At 65.2% G+C, this 15,133-nt stretch carries 12 protein-coding genes; 5 read left to right on the top strand and 7 right to left on the bottom strand.

Annotated features, from left to right (window positions below):
- Positions 1-22: 22 nt before the first annotated feature.
- Positions 23-1,426 (bottom strand): amidase, encoded by a 1,404-nt coding sequence (locus SPO_RS13105; protein WP_011048288.1) that lies wholly within the window; start codon positions 1,424-1,426, stop codon positions 23-25.
- Positions 1,427-1,560: 134 nt separating this feature from the next.
- Here SPO_RS13105 and SPO_RS13110 point away from each other — a divergent pair, with 134 nt between their 5' ends.
- A complete protein-coding gene (locus SPO_RS13110; RefSeq protein WP_011048289.1) occupies positions 1,561-1,992 on the top strand; it encodes a VOC family protein in 432 nt (143 codons plus the stop codon).
- A 95-nt stretch (positions 1,993-2,087) separates the two neighbouring features.
- On the opposite strand, the gene prfB is transcribed toward SPO_RS13110, so the two are convergent.
- A complete protein-coding gene (gene prfB / locus SPO_RS13115) occupies positions 2,088-3,215 on the bottom strand; it encodes a peptide chain release factor 2 (RefSeq protein WP_011048290.1) in 1,128 nt (375 codons plus the stop codon).
- Between the two features lie 231 nt (positions 3,216-3,446).
- On the opposite strand from prfB, the gene SPO_RS13120 reads away from it, so the two are divergent.
- On the top strand, positions 3,447-5,438 hold the full coding sequence (locus SPO_RS13120) for a Hint domain-containing protein (protein ID WP_011048291.1): 1,992 nt from the start codon (positions 3,447-3,449) through the stop codon (positions 5,436-5,438).
- Here the strand turns inward: SPO_RS13120 and SPO_RS13125 are convergent.
- The 3 genes from SPO_RS13125 to SPO_RS13135 form a co-directional block, all read right to left on the bottom strand.
- Positions 5,432-7,918 carry a penicillin-binding protein 1A gene (locus tag SPO_RS13125; RefSeq protein ID WP_011048292.1) on the bottom strand — a complete coding sequence of 829 codons (2,487 nt, stop codon included), beginning with the start codon at positions 7,916-7,918 and terminating at the stop codon, positions 5,432-5,434. The genes SPO_RS13120 and SPO_RS13125 overlap by 7 nt on opposite strands.
- Before the next feature lie 156 nt (positions 7,919-8,074).
- Positions 8,075-9,292: an N-acetylmuramoyl-L-alanine amidase gene (locus SPO_RS13130; protein WP_011048293.1), complete on the bottom strand. Its 1,218-nt coding sequence runs from the start codon at positions 9,290-9,292 to the stop codon at positions 8,075-8,077.
- A gap of 61 nt (positions 9,293-9,353) precedes the next feature.
- Complete coding sequence (locus SPO_RS13135) at positions 9,354-10,499, bottom strand: pyridoxal phosphate-dependent aminotransferase (RefSeq protein ID WP_044029277.1); 1,146 nt, start codon at positions 10,497-10,499, stop codon at positions 9,354-9,356.
- A gap of 22 nt (positions 10,500-10,521) precedes the next feature.
- Here SPO_RS13135 and SPO_RS13140 point away from each other — a divergent pair, with 22 nt between their 5' ends.
- Together SPO_RS13140 and SPO_RS13145 are read left to right on the top strand one after the other, a co-directional pair.
- The gene (locus tag SPO_RS13140; RefSeq protein WP_011048295.1) at positions 10,522-11,871 is read left to right on the top strand and encodes a M48 family metalloprotease; all 1,350 of its coding nucleotides are present in this window, start codon (positions 10,522-10,524) and stop codon (positions 11,869-11,871) included.
- Positions 11,868-12,626 (top strand): DsbA family protein, encoded by a 759-nt coding sequence (locus tag SPO_RS13145; protein ID WP_011048296.1) that lies wholly within the window; start codon positions 11,868-11,870, stop codon positions 12,624-12,626. The genes SPO_RS13140 and SPO_RS13145 overlap by 4 nt, the downstream gene beginning before the upstream one ends.
- A gap of 70 nt (positions 12,627-12,696) precedes the next feature.
- Here the strand turns inward: SPO_RS13145 and blaOXA are convergent, their stop codons facing one another.
- Entirely contained in the window at positions 12,697-13,485 is a 789-nt protein-coding gene (gene blaOXA, locus SPO_RS13150) for a class D beta-lactamase (RefSeq protein WP_011048297.1), read from the bottom strand.
- A gap of 230 nt (positions 13,486-13,715) precedes the next feature.
- Here blaOXA and SPO_RS13155 point away from each other — a divergent pair, with 230 nt between their 5' ends.
- Positions 13,716-13,976, top strand: coding sequence for a hypothetical protein (locus SPO_RS13155; protein ID WP_011048298.1), 261 nt, complete (start codon positions 13,716-13,718; stop codon positions 13,974-13,976).
- 7 nt (positions 13,977-13,983) lie between these two features.
- Here SPO_RS13155 and ispG read toward each other — a convergent pair whose 3' ends face one another.
- Positions 13,984-15,111 (bottom strand): flavodoxin-dependent (E)-4-hydroxy-3-methylbut-2-enyl-diphosphate synthase, encoded by a 1,128-nt coding sequence (ispG, locus tag SPO_RS13160; protein WP_011048299.1) that lies wholly within the window; start codon positions 15,109-15,111, stop codon positions 13,984-13,986.
- Positions 15,112-15,133: the final 22 nt, after the last annotated feature.

Consider the following 15,133-nt stretch of genomic DNA (forward strand, 5'->3'; position numbering starts at 1 on the left):
TCCTGTCTCATCTTGCCTGTGCTCACATACCGGGGTGCCGCTGCGGCCAGGTCGTGGCCGCGTGATAGGCCTCTCCAAGCGCCAGCAGCGCCGCATCACCGCCGCGCGGCCCGAAGATCTGCACCCCCATCGGCAGCCCCGCATCGCCGAACCCCGCCGGCATCGCCAGGCTGGGCAGGCCGATCAGGCTGACCGGGGTCACCACCTGCATCCAGCGGTGATAGGTGTCCATCGCCTGCCCCGCGATCTCGGTCGGATAGGGCCGGTCCAGATCAAAGGGCCAGACCTGCGCCGAGGGCAGGATCAGCGCATCATAGCTTTCAAACAGCTCTGTCGCGCGCATGAACCAGGCCGAACGGGTCACGCTGGCGCGGTCCACCTCCATCGCCGACAGGGCGAGGCCCCGGTCCAGCTCCCATTGGGCGCTGTCCTTCAGCTGGGCACGTTTCTCGGACAGGGGCGCCAGACCGGCCCCGACGCTCCAGGAACGCAGGGTGATCCAGCTCTCCCACAGCGCCTCGGCGTCAAAGGGCGGCGGCACTTTCTCGACCGTACAGCCAAGGTCGGAGAAGATCTTCAACGCCGTCTCGCAAAGCGGCAGGATGCCCGGTTCGGTGGGGAAGGCCCCGCCCCAATCACCCAACCAGCCGAGGCGCAGACCCCGTGTCGCAGCCGGACGCAGCGGCGCGACCGGCGCGCTGTCAAAGCCGTGCGGCTGGCGCGGATCAGCGCCCGAGATCACATCGAGCAGGATCGCGATATCGGCCGGGCTGCGCCCCATCGGCCCCAGCGTCGCCAGCTGATGCAGAAAGGTGTCGCCCAGCGGCTCGGAGGGCACCCGCCCCCAGCTGGGCCGGAACCCGTAGACATTGCACCAGGCCGCCGGGTTGCGCAGGCTTCCCATCATGTCCGACCCATCCGCCAGCGCAGTCATGCCGGTGGCCAGCGCAACCGCCGCCCCGCCCGAGGAGCCGCCGCAGGTCAGGTTCGGGGCATAGGGGTTGCCGGTGGCGCCATAGACCGGGTTGAACGTGTGCGAACCCAGGCCGAACTCGGGCACATTGGTCTTGCCGATCAGGATCGCCCCCGCCGCGCGTATCCGCGCCGCGATCAGGTCGTCCCGCTCGGGCACGTGGTCGCGGAAGAGCGGCGAGCCATGGCTGCTGACGATCCCCGCCGTCTCGACCAGATCCTTGACCGCGATGGGCAGGCCATGCAGTGCGCCGCGCGCCTCGGGCGCCACCGCATCCGCCGCCCGCGCTTCGGCCAACAGCTCGTCGGTCGGGCGCAATGCCACGATGGCGTTCAGCTCGGGATTGACGGCGGCGATCCGCGCCAGCGTCGCCTCCATCACCGCCTCGGATGACAACTGCCGGCTACGCAGCGCCCCTAGAATATCACTGGCAGAAGAACGGATCACATCCATGCGGCGGCGCCTCCCTAGGCTGGTTTCGAACCGAGCCTAGCGACGCCGGGGCGGCATTTAAACCCACTGTTTGCATGTATCTTTTCTGCAACCGCCCGCTTCCCGGCTGGCCGGCCCTGCGATAGGATCGGCCCATGCGACTTGCCCATGTCTGCCTCATCGCCCGCGATGCCCCTGCCCTGGCCGAATTCTACTGTGCCGCGCTGGGCTGTTCGCCCCGGCGGCCCGCCACCCGGCTGAGCGGTGCCTGGGTCGGGCACGGCATCGGCCTGCCCGAGGCCGAGATCCTGTCGATCTGGCTGAACCTGCCCGGTGGCGATGCGCCCTTCCTCGAAATCCAGCACTTCGCTTCGACACGAGATCACGCGCAGCCCCAGCCTGACACGCCGGGCTTGCGCCATCTGGCCTTTGTAACCGCCGATATCGAGGCCACGGCCCGCGCCATCCTGGCCGCAGGCGGCAGCCAGCAGGGTAAGATCACCGATCTCGGCAGCGCCGAGCACCCCGGCCGCGCCCTGTACATGCGCGATCCCGAGGGCAATCTGATCGAGTTGGAACAGGGCTGAACCCGCCCCTTCATTTCGCAAGAAATAAACCGAGGGAGCCCAAAAAAATTCGACGAATTTTTTTGGCGGGGGCAGTGCCCCCTGCCCGGCCCGCCTCAGTCTTCGGACTGGGCGTCGGCGCGGCTTTTGCCGGAAACCTTCATGGCCAGCGTCGCCGCCATGAACCCGTCCAGAGCACCGTCGAGAACCCCCTTGGTATCGCTGGTCTCGTGTCCGGTGCGCAGGTCCTTGACCATCTGATAGGGCTGCAACACGTAGGACCGGATCTGGTTGCCCCAGCCGGCATCGCCCTTGGCCTCATGCGCGGCGTTGATCTCGGCGTTGCGGCGGTCCAGCTCCTGCTGGTAGAGCCGCGATTTCAGCGCCTTCATGGCGATGTCGCGGTTCTGGTGCTGCGATTTCTCGGAACTGGTCACCACGATGCCGGTCGGGATGTGCGTGATCCGCACCGCCGAGTCCGTCGTGTTCACGTGCTGCCCGCCCGCGCCGGATGACCGGTAGGTATCGATGCGGATATCGCTGGGGTTCACCTCGATCTCGATATTGTCGTCGACCACCGGATAGACCCAGACCGAGCTGAACGAGGTGTGCCGCTTGGCCGCCGCGTCATAGGGCGAAATCCGCACCAGCCGGTGCACGCCGCTTTCCGATTTCAGCCAGCCATAGGCGTTGTGGCCGGAAATCTTGTAGGCCGCCGATTTGATCCCGGCCTCGTCGCCCGCGCTCTCGGATTGCAGTTCGACCTTATAGCCCTTCTTCTCGGCCCAGCGCACATACATCCGCGCCAGCATCGAGGCCCAGTCGCAGCTCTCGGTCCCGCCGGCACCCGCGTTGATCTCCAGAAAGGTGTCATTGCCATCGGCCTCGCCGTCCAAGAGTGCTTCCAGCTCCTTCTCGGCGGCGCGCTCGCGCAGAGCCTTCAGCGCCGCCTCGGCATCCTTGATCACATCCTGGTCGTCTTCCATTTCGCCCAGTTCGATCAGCTCGATATTGTCGGCAAGATCGGTCTCGATCCCCTTGTAGATGTCCAGCGCATCGACCAGCGTCTGACGCTCGCGCATCAGTTTCTGCGCGTTTTCGGGATTGTCCCACAGGTTCGGATCCTCAACACGCGCGTTGAACTCCTCCAGCCGATGCTGCGCGGTCTCCTGATCCATCCGCTGTGCAAGCAGGCGCAGGGATTTCTGGATATCGGTGACAACGTTCTGGATTTCGGCGCGCATAAGGGACTGTCCTGCATTTCGTCTTGCCGGCGGGTGATACCTTAGGCCAGCGCCGTGGACAAGCGGCAACGGCGGCCTGGCGGCTTTGCCCGCGCCCGCCCAGATACCCTGAATTTGACATAAATCCGCGCCAACTCGGTCCAATCGGGGACAATTTTCTTAACCAGTACATTCAATGCTCGCTCGCAGGCCGCGATTTTTCGGGGTCACGCCAACAATTGGGATGTACGAATGCCGCAGGGATACCTTGTCACCTTGGGGGACGGGTCGCTTAACCCGAACGATGTGATTGGTGGTGGCCTGACCACCTTCAGCACCGACACCGCATTGGGTGCCGGGTCCTGGACCTGGTCCGGCACGGCCGGCGGCACCAGCTATTTCAACGAGGTCGAGCCGGGTTCGTATTACCTGTCCACCGATGGCAATGTCTATTTCGTACCCGATTACGGGCCGGTCGACAGCATCAGCTCGGCCAGCGCGACAACGGCACCTGCCTACAGCAGCAATGACGGCATCGTCTCTGGCACCGACGCGGGTGAGGTGATCGACGCGGGCTATACCGATACCGATGGCGACCAGATCGACAATGGCGGCCCCACGAGTGACACGGTCGACGCCGGCGGCGGCAACGATACCGTCAGCGCAGGCGGCGGCGCCGACAAGGTCATCGGCGGCGAGGGCGATGACAGCCTGATGGGCGGATCGGGCGGTGATACGCTGATCGGCGACGCCGATCCGTCAGCCCTTGCCCCCGATCCGGTGACCATCGACATCACCAACTATGCCGATACCGGCAGCGGCTTTACCGTCACCGCGCAAAACGTGGTCGGCGGCGCGCTGACCAGCGCCAGCAGCGCCAATATCGGCACCTACAGCGGCGGCTTCGGGGCCAGCGGCACCATTTCCGACAGCGACAGCGCGGTCTCGGCCCAGATCGGCTATGACAAGGCCTCGGGCCTGTCCGAGAATGTCACCATCACCTTTGACAACGGCGCCAGCGAGGCCTCGTTCGACTTCGCCCACCTCTATACTGCCGGTTATGCCGAGGTCGGGCATTGGGCGGTCTACAACGACGGTACCCTGGTGGCCGAGGGTGATTTCACCGAACAGGGTTCCGGCAGCGGCAGTGGCACCATCTCGATCTCGGGCGTCGGCAGTTTCGACACTCTGGTGCTGACCGCGAAACCGCAGACCGATGGGACCGACGGGTCGGACTATACCGTGACCGGCGTTACCTTTACCCCCCTGCCCGAAGAGGTCATCCCCGGCAACGACACACTGGATGGCGGCCTGGGCGACGACCTGCTGGACGGCGGCGGCGGCGATGACAGCCTGATCGGTGGTGCCGGGTCCGACAGCCTGACCGGTGGCGCCGGCAATGACACCCTGATCGCAGCCGAGGGCGACAGCGTGCTGGGCGGCAGCGGCGACGACCTGATCCAGATCACCGATCTGTCCGAGACCGGGTCCGGCACCATCACCATCGTCGGCGGCGATGACGGTCAGACCGATGGCGATACGCTGGATTTCCAGGGCAATCTCGACTGGGGTTCACTCAACATCACCAGCACCGACACGGTGACCGGCGCCATGAGCGGTTCGGCGCTGTTGGCCGACGGCACCGTGGTCAATTTCTCGGGCATCGAGAACATCATCTGCTTTGCCGCCGGCACCCGCATCGAGACCGACCGGGGTGGCCGCGCGATCGAGGATATCGCGGTGGGCGATCTGGTGCTGACCCGCGACAACGGCTTGCAACCGGTGCGCTGGACCGGGCGCCGCAGCGTTCCCGGCAAGGGACGGTTCGCCCCCATTCGCATCGCCAGCGGCAAGCTGGGCGCGCTGCGCGATCTCCTTGTCTCGCCACAGCACCGCCTGTTGCTGAGCGGCTATCAGGCATCGCTGCTGACCGGCCAGACCGAGGTGCTGGCCGCCGCTGTCCATCTGCGCGACGATCGCCATATTCGCCGCGCGCCCTGCCCGACGGTGACCTATGTCCACCTGATGTTCGACCGGCATGAGATCATCTATGCCGAAGGCGTCGCCTCGGAGAGTTTCTTTCCCGGCAGCCTGGGATTGGAGGCGCTGGCCGAACCGGCCCGCGATGAGCTGTTTGCGCTCTTCCCCGAATTGCGCAGCGGCTGTGGCGGTTTCGACGAAACCGCGCGGCTCTGCCTGCGCCAACACGAGGCCTCGGTTCTGGCACGCGCCTTGCTTCAGTAAAGCCCGCCGGAACTGACAGTGCCGAAATTCGCCTTGGGCCCCACCGTGGTGACCGCCCCGGTCGAGGTGCGCACCTGCTGGCCGGATTGCTGCACCTCTTCGAACAGCGGCAGGTTCGATCCCATGGCAAAGCCACCGTCATAGGTCAGACCAAAGATCGGCTCTTCGCCGTCGCGGAAGTACTCGGCCACTACATACTCGCCCGAAGCGTCATCGGGCAGACGCGCGCCGGTGAAACGGTCGATCTTGATGAAATGCCCGCCCGGCGGAATTTCGAAGGGGCCGCCGCCGAATTTCTTGACCGCCTCGGTCATGAAACTCTGGAACACCGGGCCGCACATGCCGCCCCCCGACGCCCCCCGGCCCAGCGGCTGCGGCCGGTCATAACCGATATAGCAGCCGGCCACGATATTCGATGTGAAGCCGATGAACCACACATCCTTGGCATCGTTGGTGGTGCCGGTCTTGCCCGCGGTGGGCACCGGCAGCTTGACCGTGCCACTGGCGGTGCCGCGCTCGACCACGCCGCGCATCATCGAGGTCAACTGATAGGCGGTGATCGCATTCATCACCCGCTCGCGGTTGGTCACGATGCGCGGGGCCTGATCCGGCTCCAGACGGTCCGACAGGCAATCAACGCAGTCACGCTGGTCGTGGCGATAGATGGTCTTGCCGAACCGGTCCTGGATCCGGTCAACCAGGGTCGGCTCCACCCGCTCGCCGCCATTGGCGAACATGGCATAGGCGGCCACCATCTTGTAAAGCGTGGTCTCTTCCGATCCCAGCGCGTTGGCCAGGAAGGGGCCCATGTGGTCATATACCCCGAACCGTTCGGCATAGCCCGCCACCACCGGCATCGACACCTCTTGCGCCAGTCGGATGGTCATCAGGTTCCGCGACCGTTCGATCCCGGTCCTGAGCGGTGTCGGTCCGTAGAACTTGTTGGACGCGTTCTTGGGTCGCCACAGGCCTTGGGGCGTATTCACCTCGATCGGCGCGTCAACCACGATGGTCGCCGGGCTGTAGCCGCTGTCCAGCGCCGCGGCATAGACAAATGGCTTGAAGCTCGACCCGGGTTGGCGCAGCGCCTGGGTGGCGCGGTTGAACACCGAGTCCTGATAGCTGAACCCGCCCTGCATCGCGAGCACCCGGCCGGTATTGACGTCCATCGCCATGAACCCGCCCTGCACCTCGGGCACCTGGCGCAGCGACCAGTCCTCGTCCGCCTTGCGCACCAGCACCACGTCGCCCAGCTTGAAATTATCCTTGAAGCTGCCCTTCATCCACTTGATGTCCGAGCGCGGCACACGCCCCTTGGCCGGGCCGTCCTCGACCCCGACGCTCAGGTCCTGTTCGCCCACGCCCAGCACCACCGCCGGATGCCAGCGCCCGCCCAGATCGACGTCGCGCGCCACCTCGGTCGCGGCCAGTTCAGCCCGCCAGACCTCTTCATCGCCCAGCTTGGCCGGTTCGATGCTCTTGCCGGTGCCGTGCCACTTGCCGCGCCCGCGATCGTACTTCTGCAGGGCCTCGCGCAGCGCCTTGGCCGCCTCCACCTGCATCTCCTCGTCGATCGAGGCGCGCACGGTGAAGCCGCCAGTAAAGAATTCTCCCTCGCCGAAATCCTCGCTCAGCTGGCGCCGGATCTCGTCGGTGAAATAATCGCGCGGCGGCAGGGCGGTGCGGAAACCTTCGAAATCGCCGTTCTGAACCGAGCGCAGCGGCATCTCGCGCTCGGCCTCATAAGTGGCCATGTCGATATAGCCGTTCTCGCGCATCTCGCGCAGCACATAGTTGCGCCGGTCCAGCAGCCGCTGGCGCTCGCGCACCGGGTGATAATCCGACGGCGCCTTGGGCATCGCAGCCAAGGTCGCGGCCTCATGCGGGGCCAGTTCCGCCAGGGTCTTGTTGAAATAGGTCTGCGCGGCCGCCGTCACACCATAGGAGTTCTGGCCGAGGAAGATCTCGTTCATGTACAGCTCGAGGATCTGTTCCTTGTTCAGCGTCTGCTCCAGCCTTGCGGCCAGGATGATCTCCTTGATCTTGCGCTCGGCCTTGCGGTCGCCCGACAAGAGGAAGTTCTTCATCACCTGCTGGGTGATGGTCGAGGCGCCGCGCACATTGCTCCCGCGCGAGCGCACCGCCTCGATCCCGGCAGCCGCGATCCCGCGCAGGTCATAGCCCTGGTGGGTATAGAAATTCTTGTCCTCGGCCGAAATGAAGGCCTGCTTGATCAGATCGGGGATTTCGTCCGCCGGGGTGAACAGGCGCCGTTCTTTGGCAAACTCGTCGATCAGCTGCCCCTCGCCCGAATAGATCCGGCTGATCGTCGGCGGCTTGTACTGGGCCAGCGATTCGTGGCTGGGCAGGTCGCGGCCATACATCCAGAACACGCCCCCGATGGTCAGCGCGACCATGAAAACACCCAAGGTGACGAGGCTGAAGATCGCCCCGAAGAAAGAGAGGATGAACCGGATCACTTAGGCTGCCTTTTTACCGCGGTGGCTTCTATATAGGCTTCTCGCGCGCCATGGTCAAAACGCCCGGCACAGTTTTGCCGCCACGTGCCGCTTTCTTCTGTTGAAAAATACCTCGGGGTCCGGGGCAGCGCCCCGGTTCCTCCCCCAAGGCACGCGCTATTGGCGGACCAGCCCGCGCCGTTCCAGATCGGCCTGGCGCCAGTTTTCCAGCCCGTTGCGGATGCCTGCCGCCATTGCGGCGCGCCACTTCGCGTCTTGCAGGTTCTTCAGATCGCGCGGACTCGACAGAAAGCCGATTTCGATCAGGACCGAGGGGATATCGGCGGCCTTCAGCACCGAGAACGACGCCCCGCGCAGGGGGCGGCGGTTCATCGGCCCGCCCTGCTGGGTCATGCCATCGACCAGCGCGCGCGCCAGCGCCTCGGTGCGCGGCCGGGTCTCCTGGCGCGCCAGATCCAGCAGCACATCGGTCACCCGGTCGTCGGTGGCGCTCAGATCGACGCCCGAGAGCAGGTCGTCGCGGTCGTGCCGCTCGGCCAGTTTGGCCGAGGCGATGTCCGAGGCCTCCTGCGCCAGCACATGCACGGTCGCGCCATGGGCCAGCCCCTCGCTCAGCGAATCCGCATGCAGCGAGATGAAGACATCCGCCCCCGCCTCATGGGCCAGCGCGATGCGCCGTTCCAGTGACACGAAATGATCGCCGTCGCGGGTCAGCACCACCTCGAACCCGCCCGAGCGCAGCAGTACCTCGCTGAGTTCGCGGGCAAAGCGCAGCATCAGGTGCTTTTCCACCACGCCCTCGATCTCGGCCCCCGGGTCGATGCCGCCATGGCCGGGGTCGAGCACCACCCGCAGCGGTGCATCCGCACCGCGCTCGGGCAGCGCCGGCAGGGCCTCGGGCGCGGGCAGGTCCCAGCGCGGGTCTTGCGGCGCACCGGCACTGGCGGCAAAGCTTTCGTCATCCGACGCGCGCAAGGCAACCTCCAGCCGGGCACCGCCGGTGGCCTCGTCCACCACCATCGCCACCTGATCAACTGCCAGCGGCGAAGCCAGTTCCAGCACCATCCGCGACCAGCCGGGCAGATAGGTGCCGAATTGCAGGGCGCTCACCAGATCGCTTTGATCGAGTGCCTCGGCACTCAGGCCGGTCCAGTCCACCTCCTGGAAATCCAGCACCAGCCGGCGCGGCGCATCCAGCGTGAACAGCCGATAGGGCACCCCCTGGCTCAGCCCCAGCACCAGCCGCAGCCCGCCGCGCGGCACCGTTTCGATGCGGCTTTCATCGGGCCGGATCCGGGCCAGGCCGCTGAAATCCTGCGCCAGGGCCGGCAGCGCCGCCCAGATCAGCGCCAAACAAAGGAAGATCCTGCTCATGGTTCTGCTTTCTCTCGCCCGTGATGATCACGATAGCGCGCTGCACAGCCCGTGCAAACCGTCATCCCCGGGCCTGCATGAAGGCTTCGAGCCGGTCCAGCCCTTCCTCGATATCCGCCGTGGCGCGCGCATAGGAAAAGCGCAATGTGCCCGCCCCGCGCTCGGGGTCGAAATCCAGCCCCGGCGTCACCGCCACACCCGCCTTTTCCAGGATCTCGGCGGCAAAGGCCCGGCTGTCATCGGTCAGATCCGAAACATCGGCATAGACATAGAATGCCCCGTCGGGCGGCGCGATACGGGTGAACCCGGCCTTGGGCAACCGCTCCAGCATCAGCTTGCGGTTTGCCTTGTAAACATCCAGATTGGCTTGCAATTCCGCGTCGCAATCCAGCGCCGCCAGTGCTGCGACCTGGCTGGCATGGGGGGCGCAGATGAACATATTCTGGGCGATCCGTTCGACCACGCGCACCTGATCCTCGGGCACCACCATCCAGCCCACGCGCCAACCGGTCATCGAGAAATACTTCGAGAACGAATTGATCACATAGCACTCGTCGGTCAGCTCCAGCGCGGTCACCGCCTTGGCCTCGTATTCGATGCCGTGATAGATTTCGTCGCTGATGAAACTGGCGCCCTGCGCCTGCGCCGCCTCGATCAGGGCACCCATGGCGGCATGGTCCAGCATGGTGCCGGTCGGGTTGGCCGGTGAGGCGACCATCAGCCCGGCCAGATCAAGCCCGGCAAAATCCGCAGGCACCGGTTGCAGCCGGTTTTCCGGCGCCGTGGGCAGATCAACCGGCACCAGCCCCAGCGCCCGCAGGATCTGGCGGTACGAGGGGTAGCCCGGCGCACCGATCCCCACCCGGTCGCCGCTGTCGAAAAGCGCGGTAAAGGCCAGCAGGAATCCGCCGGAGGATCCGGGCGTGATCACCACCCGACCGGGGTCCAGATCGACCCCGTACCACTCGCCATACAGCCGCGCGATGCGTTGGCGCAGCGCCGGCAGGCCCAGCGCCACGGTATAGCCCAAAGCGTCTGTTTCCAAGGACTTGGCCAATGCCTCGACCGCGCCCCTGGGGGCGCCGGTGCCCGGCTGGCCCACCTCCATGTGGATGATGCGGCGCCCGGCCTCTTCGGCACGGCGGGCGGCCTCCATCACATCCATCACGATAAAGGGATCGACGGCGGATCGGCTTGAGTTTTTCACGGCAATCTCCCAATGTGCGGCCATGGCTTTTGACCGCGTATCCCGGCTGGCGTCAATCCCGGCCCTGGTTCTGGTGACCGCGCTCTGGCTGGTCACGGCCGGTACCGCATCGGCCATCACCCTGTTGCGCGATCCCGATATCGAAAACGGGCTGGAGGAGCTGGCCTTTCCCATCCTGCGCGCCGCCGGGCTGAACCCGCGCCGGGTCAAGCTGTTGGTGGTGGATGACAGTTCGCTCAACGCTTTTGTGCTGGATCACAATGCCATCTTCATCCATTCCGGCCTGATCCAGAAGGTCGCCCGCGCCGATATCTTGCAAGCGGTGATCGCGCATGAGGCAGCCCATATCGCCAATGGCCATATCGCCCGACGGATCGGCAATTTCGAGAATGCACAGACCCTGTCCAAGCTGGGCCTGGCCCTGTCCCTGATCGCGGCGGCGGCCGGCAGCGGCGATGCGGCCGCCGGGATCGCCGCAGGCACGCAAAGCTCGGCCCTGCGCGGGTTTCTGAAACATACAAGGGCCGAGGAGTCGGCGGCGGACAACTCCGCCGCCAGCTATCTGCGCTGGTCCGACATATCGCTGCGCGGGCTGGTCGACCTGCACCGCACCTTTGCCGGGCAGGAATTGCTCAGCGTCGGGCGGCAGGACCCCTATATGCAGTCCCACCCGCTGACCCGCGACCGCATCCGCAATGCCGAGGCCTTCTTGCAATCCTATGGCGACAAGGCCCCCGGGAACCCCAATGCCGAATACTGGTTCGCGCGCGTGCGTGGCAAGCTTTCGGCCTTTTCGCGCAGCTCGAAATGGACATTGGGTCGCGCCGCCGAAGAGCAGCATCGCGACATCCGCCTGATGCGCGAGGCGATCGCCTGGCACCGCGACCGCAATCTGGCCCGCGCCCGCGCCGCCATCGACGGCGCCATCGCGCTGCGCCCCGAGGATCCTTACTATGTGGAACTCAAGGGCCAGATCCTGATGGAACACCGGCAGACCCAATCCGCCGTCGCCACCTATAAACAGGCGGTGGACCTTGCCCCCAACAACGCGCTGATCCTGGCGGGGTATGGTCGCGCGCTGCTGAGCGCCGGACAGGACCGCGCCGCGCTGGACGTGCTGGAACGCGCCCGCGCCCGCGAATATCGCGACCTGCGCATGTTGCGCGATCTGGCCGTTGCCTATGCCAAGCTTGGCAATGACGGCATGGCCTCGATGGTGACCGCCGAACGCTATGCACTTCAGGGTCGGCCCGAAGACGCCCTTATTCACGCCAAACGCGCTGTTGGCGCCCTGCCCACCGGATCCCCTGGTTGGCAACGGGCGCAGGATGTGCTGTTGGCATCGGAACGCTCAGTAAAAAGGAAGAGATGATGCTCCGCCATATTGCCCCGGCCGTGACGGCCCTGTCGCTGCTGTCGGCCCCGGTCCAGGCGCTGGATCTGTCCGACATGACCCCCGACCAGCGCGCCGCCTTTGGCGAGCAGGTCCGTGCCTATCTGCTGGAAAACCCCGAGGTGATCATCGAGGCGGTCAACCTGCTGGAACAGCGCAAGGCGCAGGAAGAGGCCCAGCAGGATCTGGAACTGGTGCAGGTCAATGCCGAAGAGCTCTTCAATGACGGCTATTCCTGGGTCGGCGGCAACCCCGACGGCGACATCACCCTTGTCGAGTTCATGGATTACCGTTGCGGCTATTGCCGCCGCGCTGTGCCCGAGGTGGACGAGCTGCTGAAGACCGACGGCAATATCCGCCTGATCATCAAGGAATTCCCGATCCTGGGCGAGGCCTCGCTGGCCTCGTCGCGCTTTGCCGTCGCCACCCTGATCGTGGCCGGACCGGATGCCTATAAACAGGTGCATGACGCGCTGCTCGACTTTACCGGCGAGGCCGACGAAGTGGCGCTGGGCCGTATCGGCGAAGGGTTGGGGCTCGACACCGACGCCATCCTGGCCGAGATGGAAAGCGAAGAGGTCACCCGGCGCCTGGCCGAAACAAGGGCGTTGGCGCAGCGGCTGAACATCTCGGGCACGCCGTCTTTTGTGATGGAAACCGAGATGCTGCGCGGCTTTCTGCCCGCCGATCAGATGCGGCAGATCGTCGACGCGCTGCGCGCCGAACGCAGCTGAGGCAGCAAGCGCGCACCAGCCGAACCAAAGAAACCCGGTCTAGACATTCGTGAATGTCTAGACCTGTCGCTCAATAGATGCCCAGCCTGTCAAGCAGCTGCAGGCTGAGAGCCATCCGCTGCGGCGCATCGTCAGGTGCGTTCATGTCGATGTTGAGCGCAAAGCTGTAGATACGCGCGCCCTGAGCGACCCAGCCGACGAACCAGCCAGTGTCCGGGTCCGGGGCGGTCGTCCAACCCTTCTTGCCGTGAAGCACCGCCCCGTTGCGCGTCTCGATCATCGAGATCTCGTGCACGATCCGTTGCGTCCGCTCTGAAAAGGGCAGCCTCATGCGCGCCAGATCGGCCATGAAGCGAGCCTGTTCCACGGCACTGATCCTGAGCGGTCCTTTCAGCCAGAAGTGTTCCACATCGTGACCAAGCTCGGCATTGCCATAGGACAGCGCCGTCAGCCATTGGGGATACCGCGACAGGCCGATCCGCCGCGCCAGATGTTGAAACACCGGCACATTGGACACCGCAAAGGCCTCGCCGATCGTCATGTCGTGTTCCCATGCGCTCACCGGCTGCGGGCTCCCTCCGTAAGGAAGCAGCTCGTTTTCGTCAGCAACCGCACCGAGTTCCAGCGCGATCAGGCTGTTGGCGAATTTGAAGGTCGATGCCGGTATGAACCGCTCATCGGCACGGTCGCGATTGACCACCTGCATTTGGTCCAAGGTGACATCGAACAGGACGAAGGTGCCGGAAAGACTGGCCTCTTCGAACACATCCATCAAATCGGCGCGCTCGACCACCGTCTGCGCCGAAGCCGCAGAGGCAAAAGCGAAGCCCGCAAAAACAAGAGAAAGAAGCAATTTCATCTGGGGGTCACCCTGTCGATTTCTCACATCATCGCGCGAGACGATCCAGCCGCGCCGCCTTACATGTTCCGCGCTGCGCCTGTCGATCGGCACGCTGGGGCTATGCCTCATGTATCAAATTGAGACAACCAGAAATGACCAATCCGGCGCCGCGAAATGCCCCGAAAATGCCCAGATCTTCGTGATGGGCGTCACCGGGTTGTTAACCTTTTTCGGGCTAGGCTCGGGGCATGGATATGACGACCCTTGCCCCCCTTGCGGGCCTGTTGCCCGCCGCCGGATTCTTTGCGCTGTGGTATCTCACTGCCCGCAGATTGCGCCTGTCGCAGTTCCACATCCGGCAACAGACGGACCGGATTAAGGACCTGCGCCGCACGCTTGAAGGTCTGGATCTGGAACTGTCGATGAAAGAAGCCCGGATCGCGCGTCTGTCGCGCGATCTGAGCCAATCAAGGAACCGGCCCGGCGCCCCAATGGCCCGCGCCGGATAAGCGAAACCTACTCCGCCGCTTCGGCGGCGGAGGCGGCGTCGAGCGCGGCGGCCTTTTTCTCGACCTCTTCGACGATATGGTCGATCATGCGCTCGTTGGACATCTTGTGGCTGGCCTTGCCCGCCAGATAGACCATGCCCGACCCGGCGCCACCGCCGGTAAAGCCGACATCGGTCATCAGCGCCTCGCCCGGGCCGTTCACCACGCAGCCGATGATCGACAGGCTCATCGGCGTCTTGATGTGCTCCAGCCGCTTTTCCAGCGCCTCGACCGTCTTGATCACGTCAAACCCCTGCCGCGCGCAGCTGGGGCACGAGATGATGTTGACGCCGCGATGGCGCAGACCCAGTGACTTGAGGATCTCGTAGCCGACCTTGACCTCTTCGACCGGATCGGCGCTGAGACTGACGCGGATCGTGTCGCCGATCCCCATCCACAGCAGGTTCCCCAACCCAATAGCCGATTTGATGGTGCCGCTGACCAGCCCGCCCGCCTCGGTGATGCCGAGGTGAATGGGCGCGTCGGTGGCCTCGGCGATGCCCTGATAGGCGGCGGCCGACAGGAACACGTCGCTGGCCTTCACGCTGATCTTGTACTCGTGGAAATCGTTGTCCTGCAGGATGCGGATATGCTCCAGCCCGCTTTCCACCATCGCCTCGGGGCACGGCTCGCCGTATTTCTCCAGCAGGTGCTTTTCCAGGCTGCCGGCGTTCACCCCGATACGGATCGAGCATCCATGATCGCGCGCGGCCCTGATCACCTCGCGCACCCGGTCCGGGCTGCCGATATTGCCGGGGTTGATGCGCAGACAGGCCGCACCCGCCTCGGCCGCCTCGATCCCGCGGCGATAGTGGAAATGGATATCGGCCACGATGGGCACCGGGCTTTCGCGCACGATCTCGCGCAGGGCCCGCGCGCTGGCCTCGTCCGGGACCGAGACCCGTACGATATCCGCCCCCGCCTCGGCCGCCGCCTGCACCTGGGCCACGGTGGCGGCCACATCGGTGGTCAGCGTGTTGGTCATGGTCTGGACCGAGATCGGCGCATCGCCCCCGACAGGCACATTGCCCACCATGATCTGGCGCGATTTGCGGCGATAGACATTGCGCCAGGGGCGCACGGGATTGTGGGACATGGGGCCAAACCTGTTCAGCGGG

It is taken from the genome of Ruegeria pomeroyi DSS-3, assembly GCF_000011965.2.
Classification (GTDB): Bacteria; Pseudomonadota; Alphaproteobacteria; order Rhodobacterales; family Rhodobacteraceae; genus Ruegeria_B; species Ruegeria_B pomeroyi.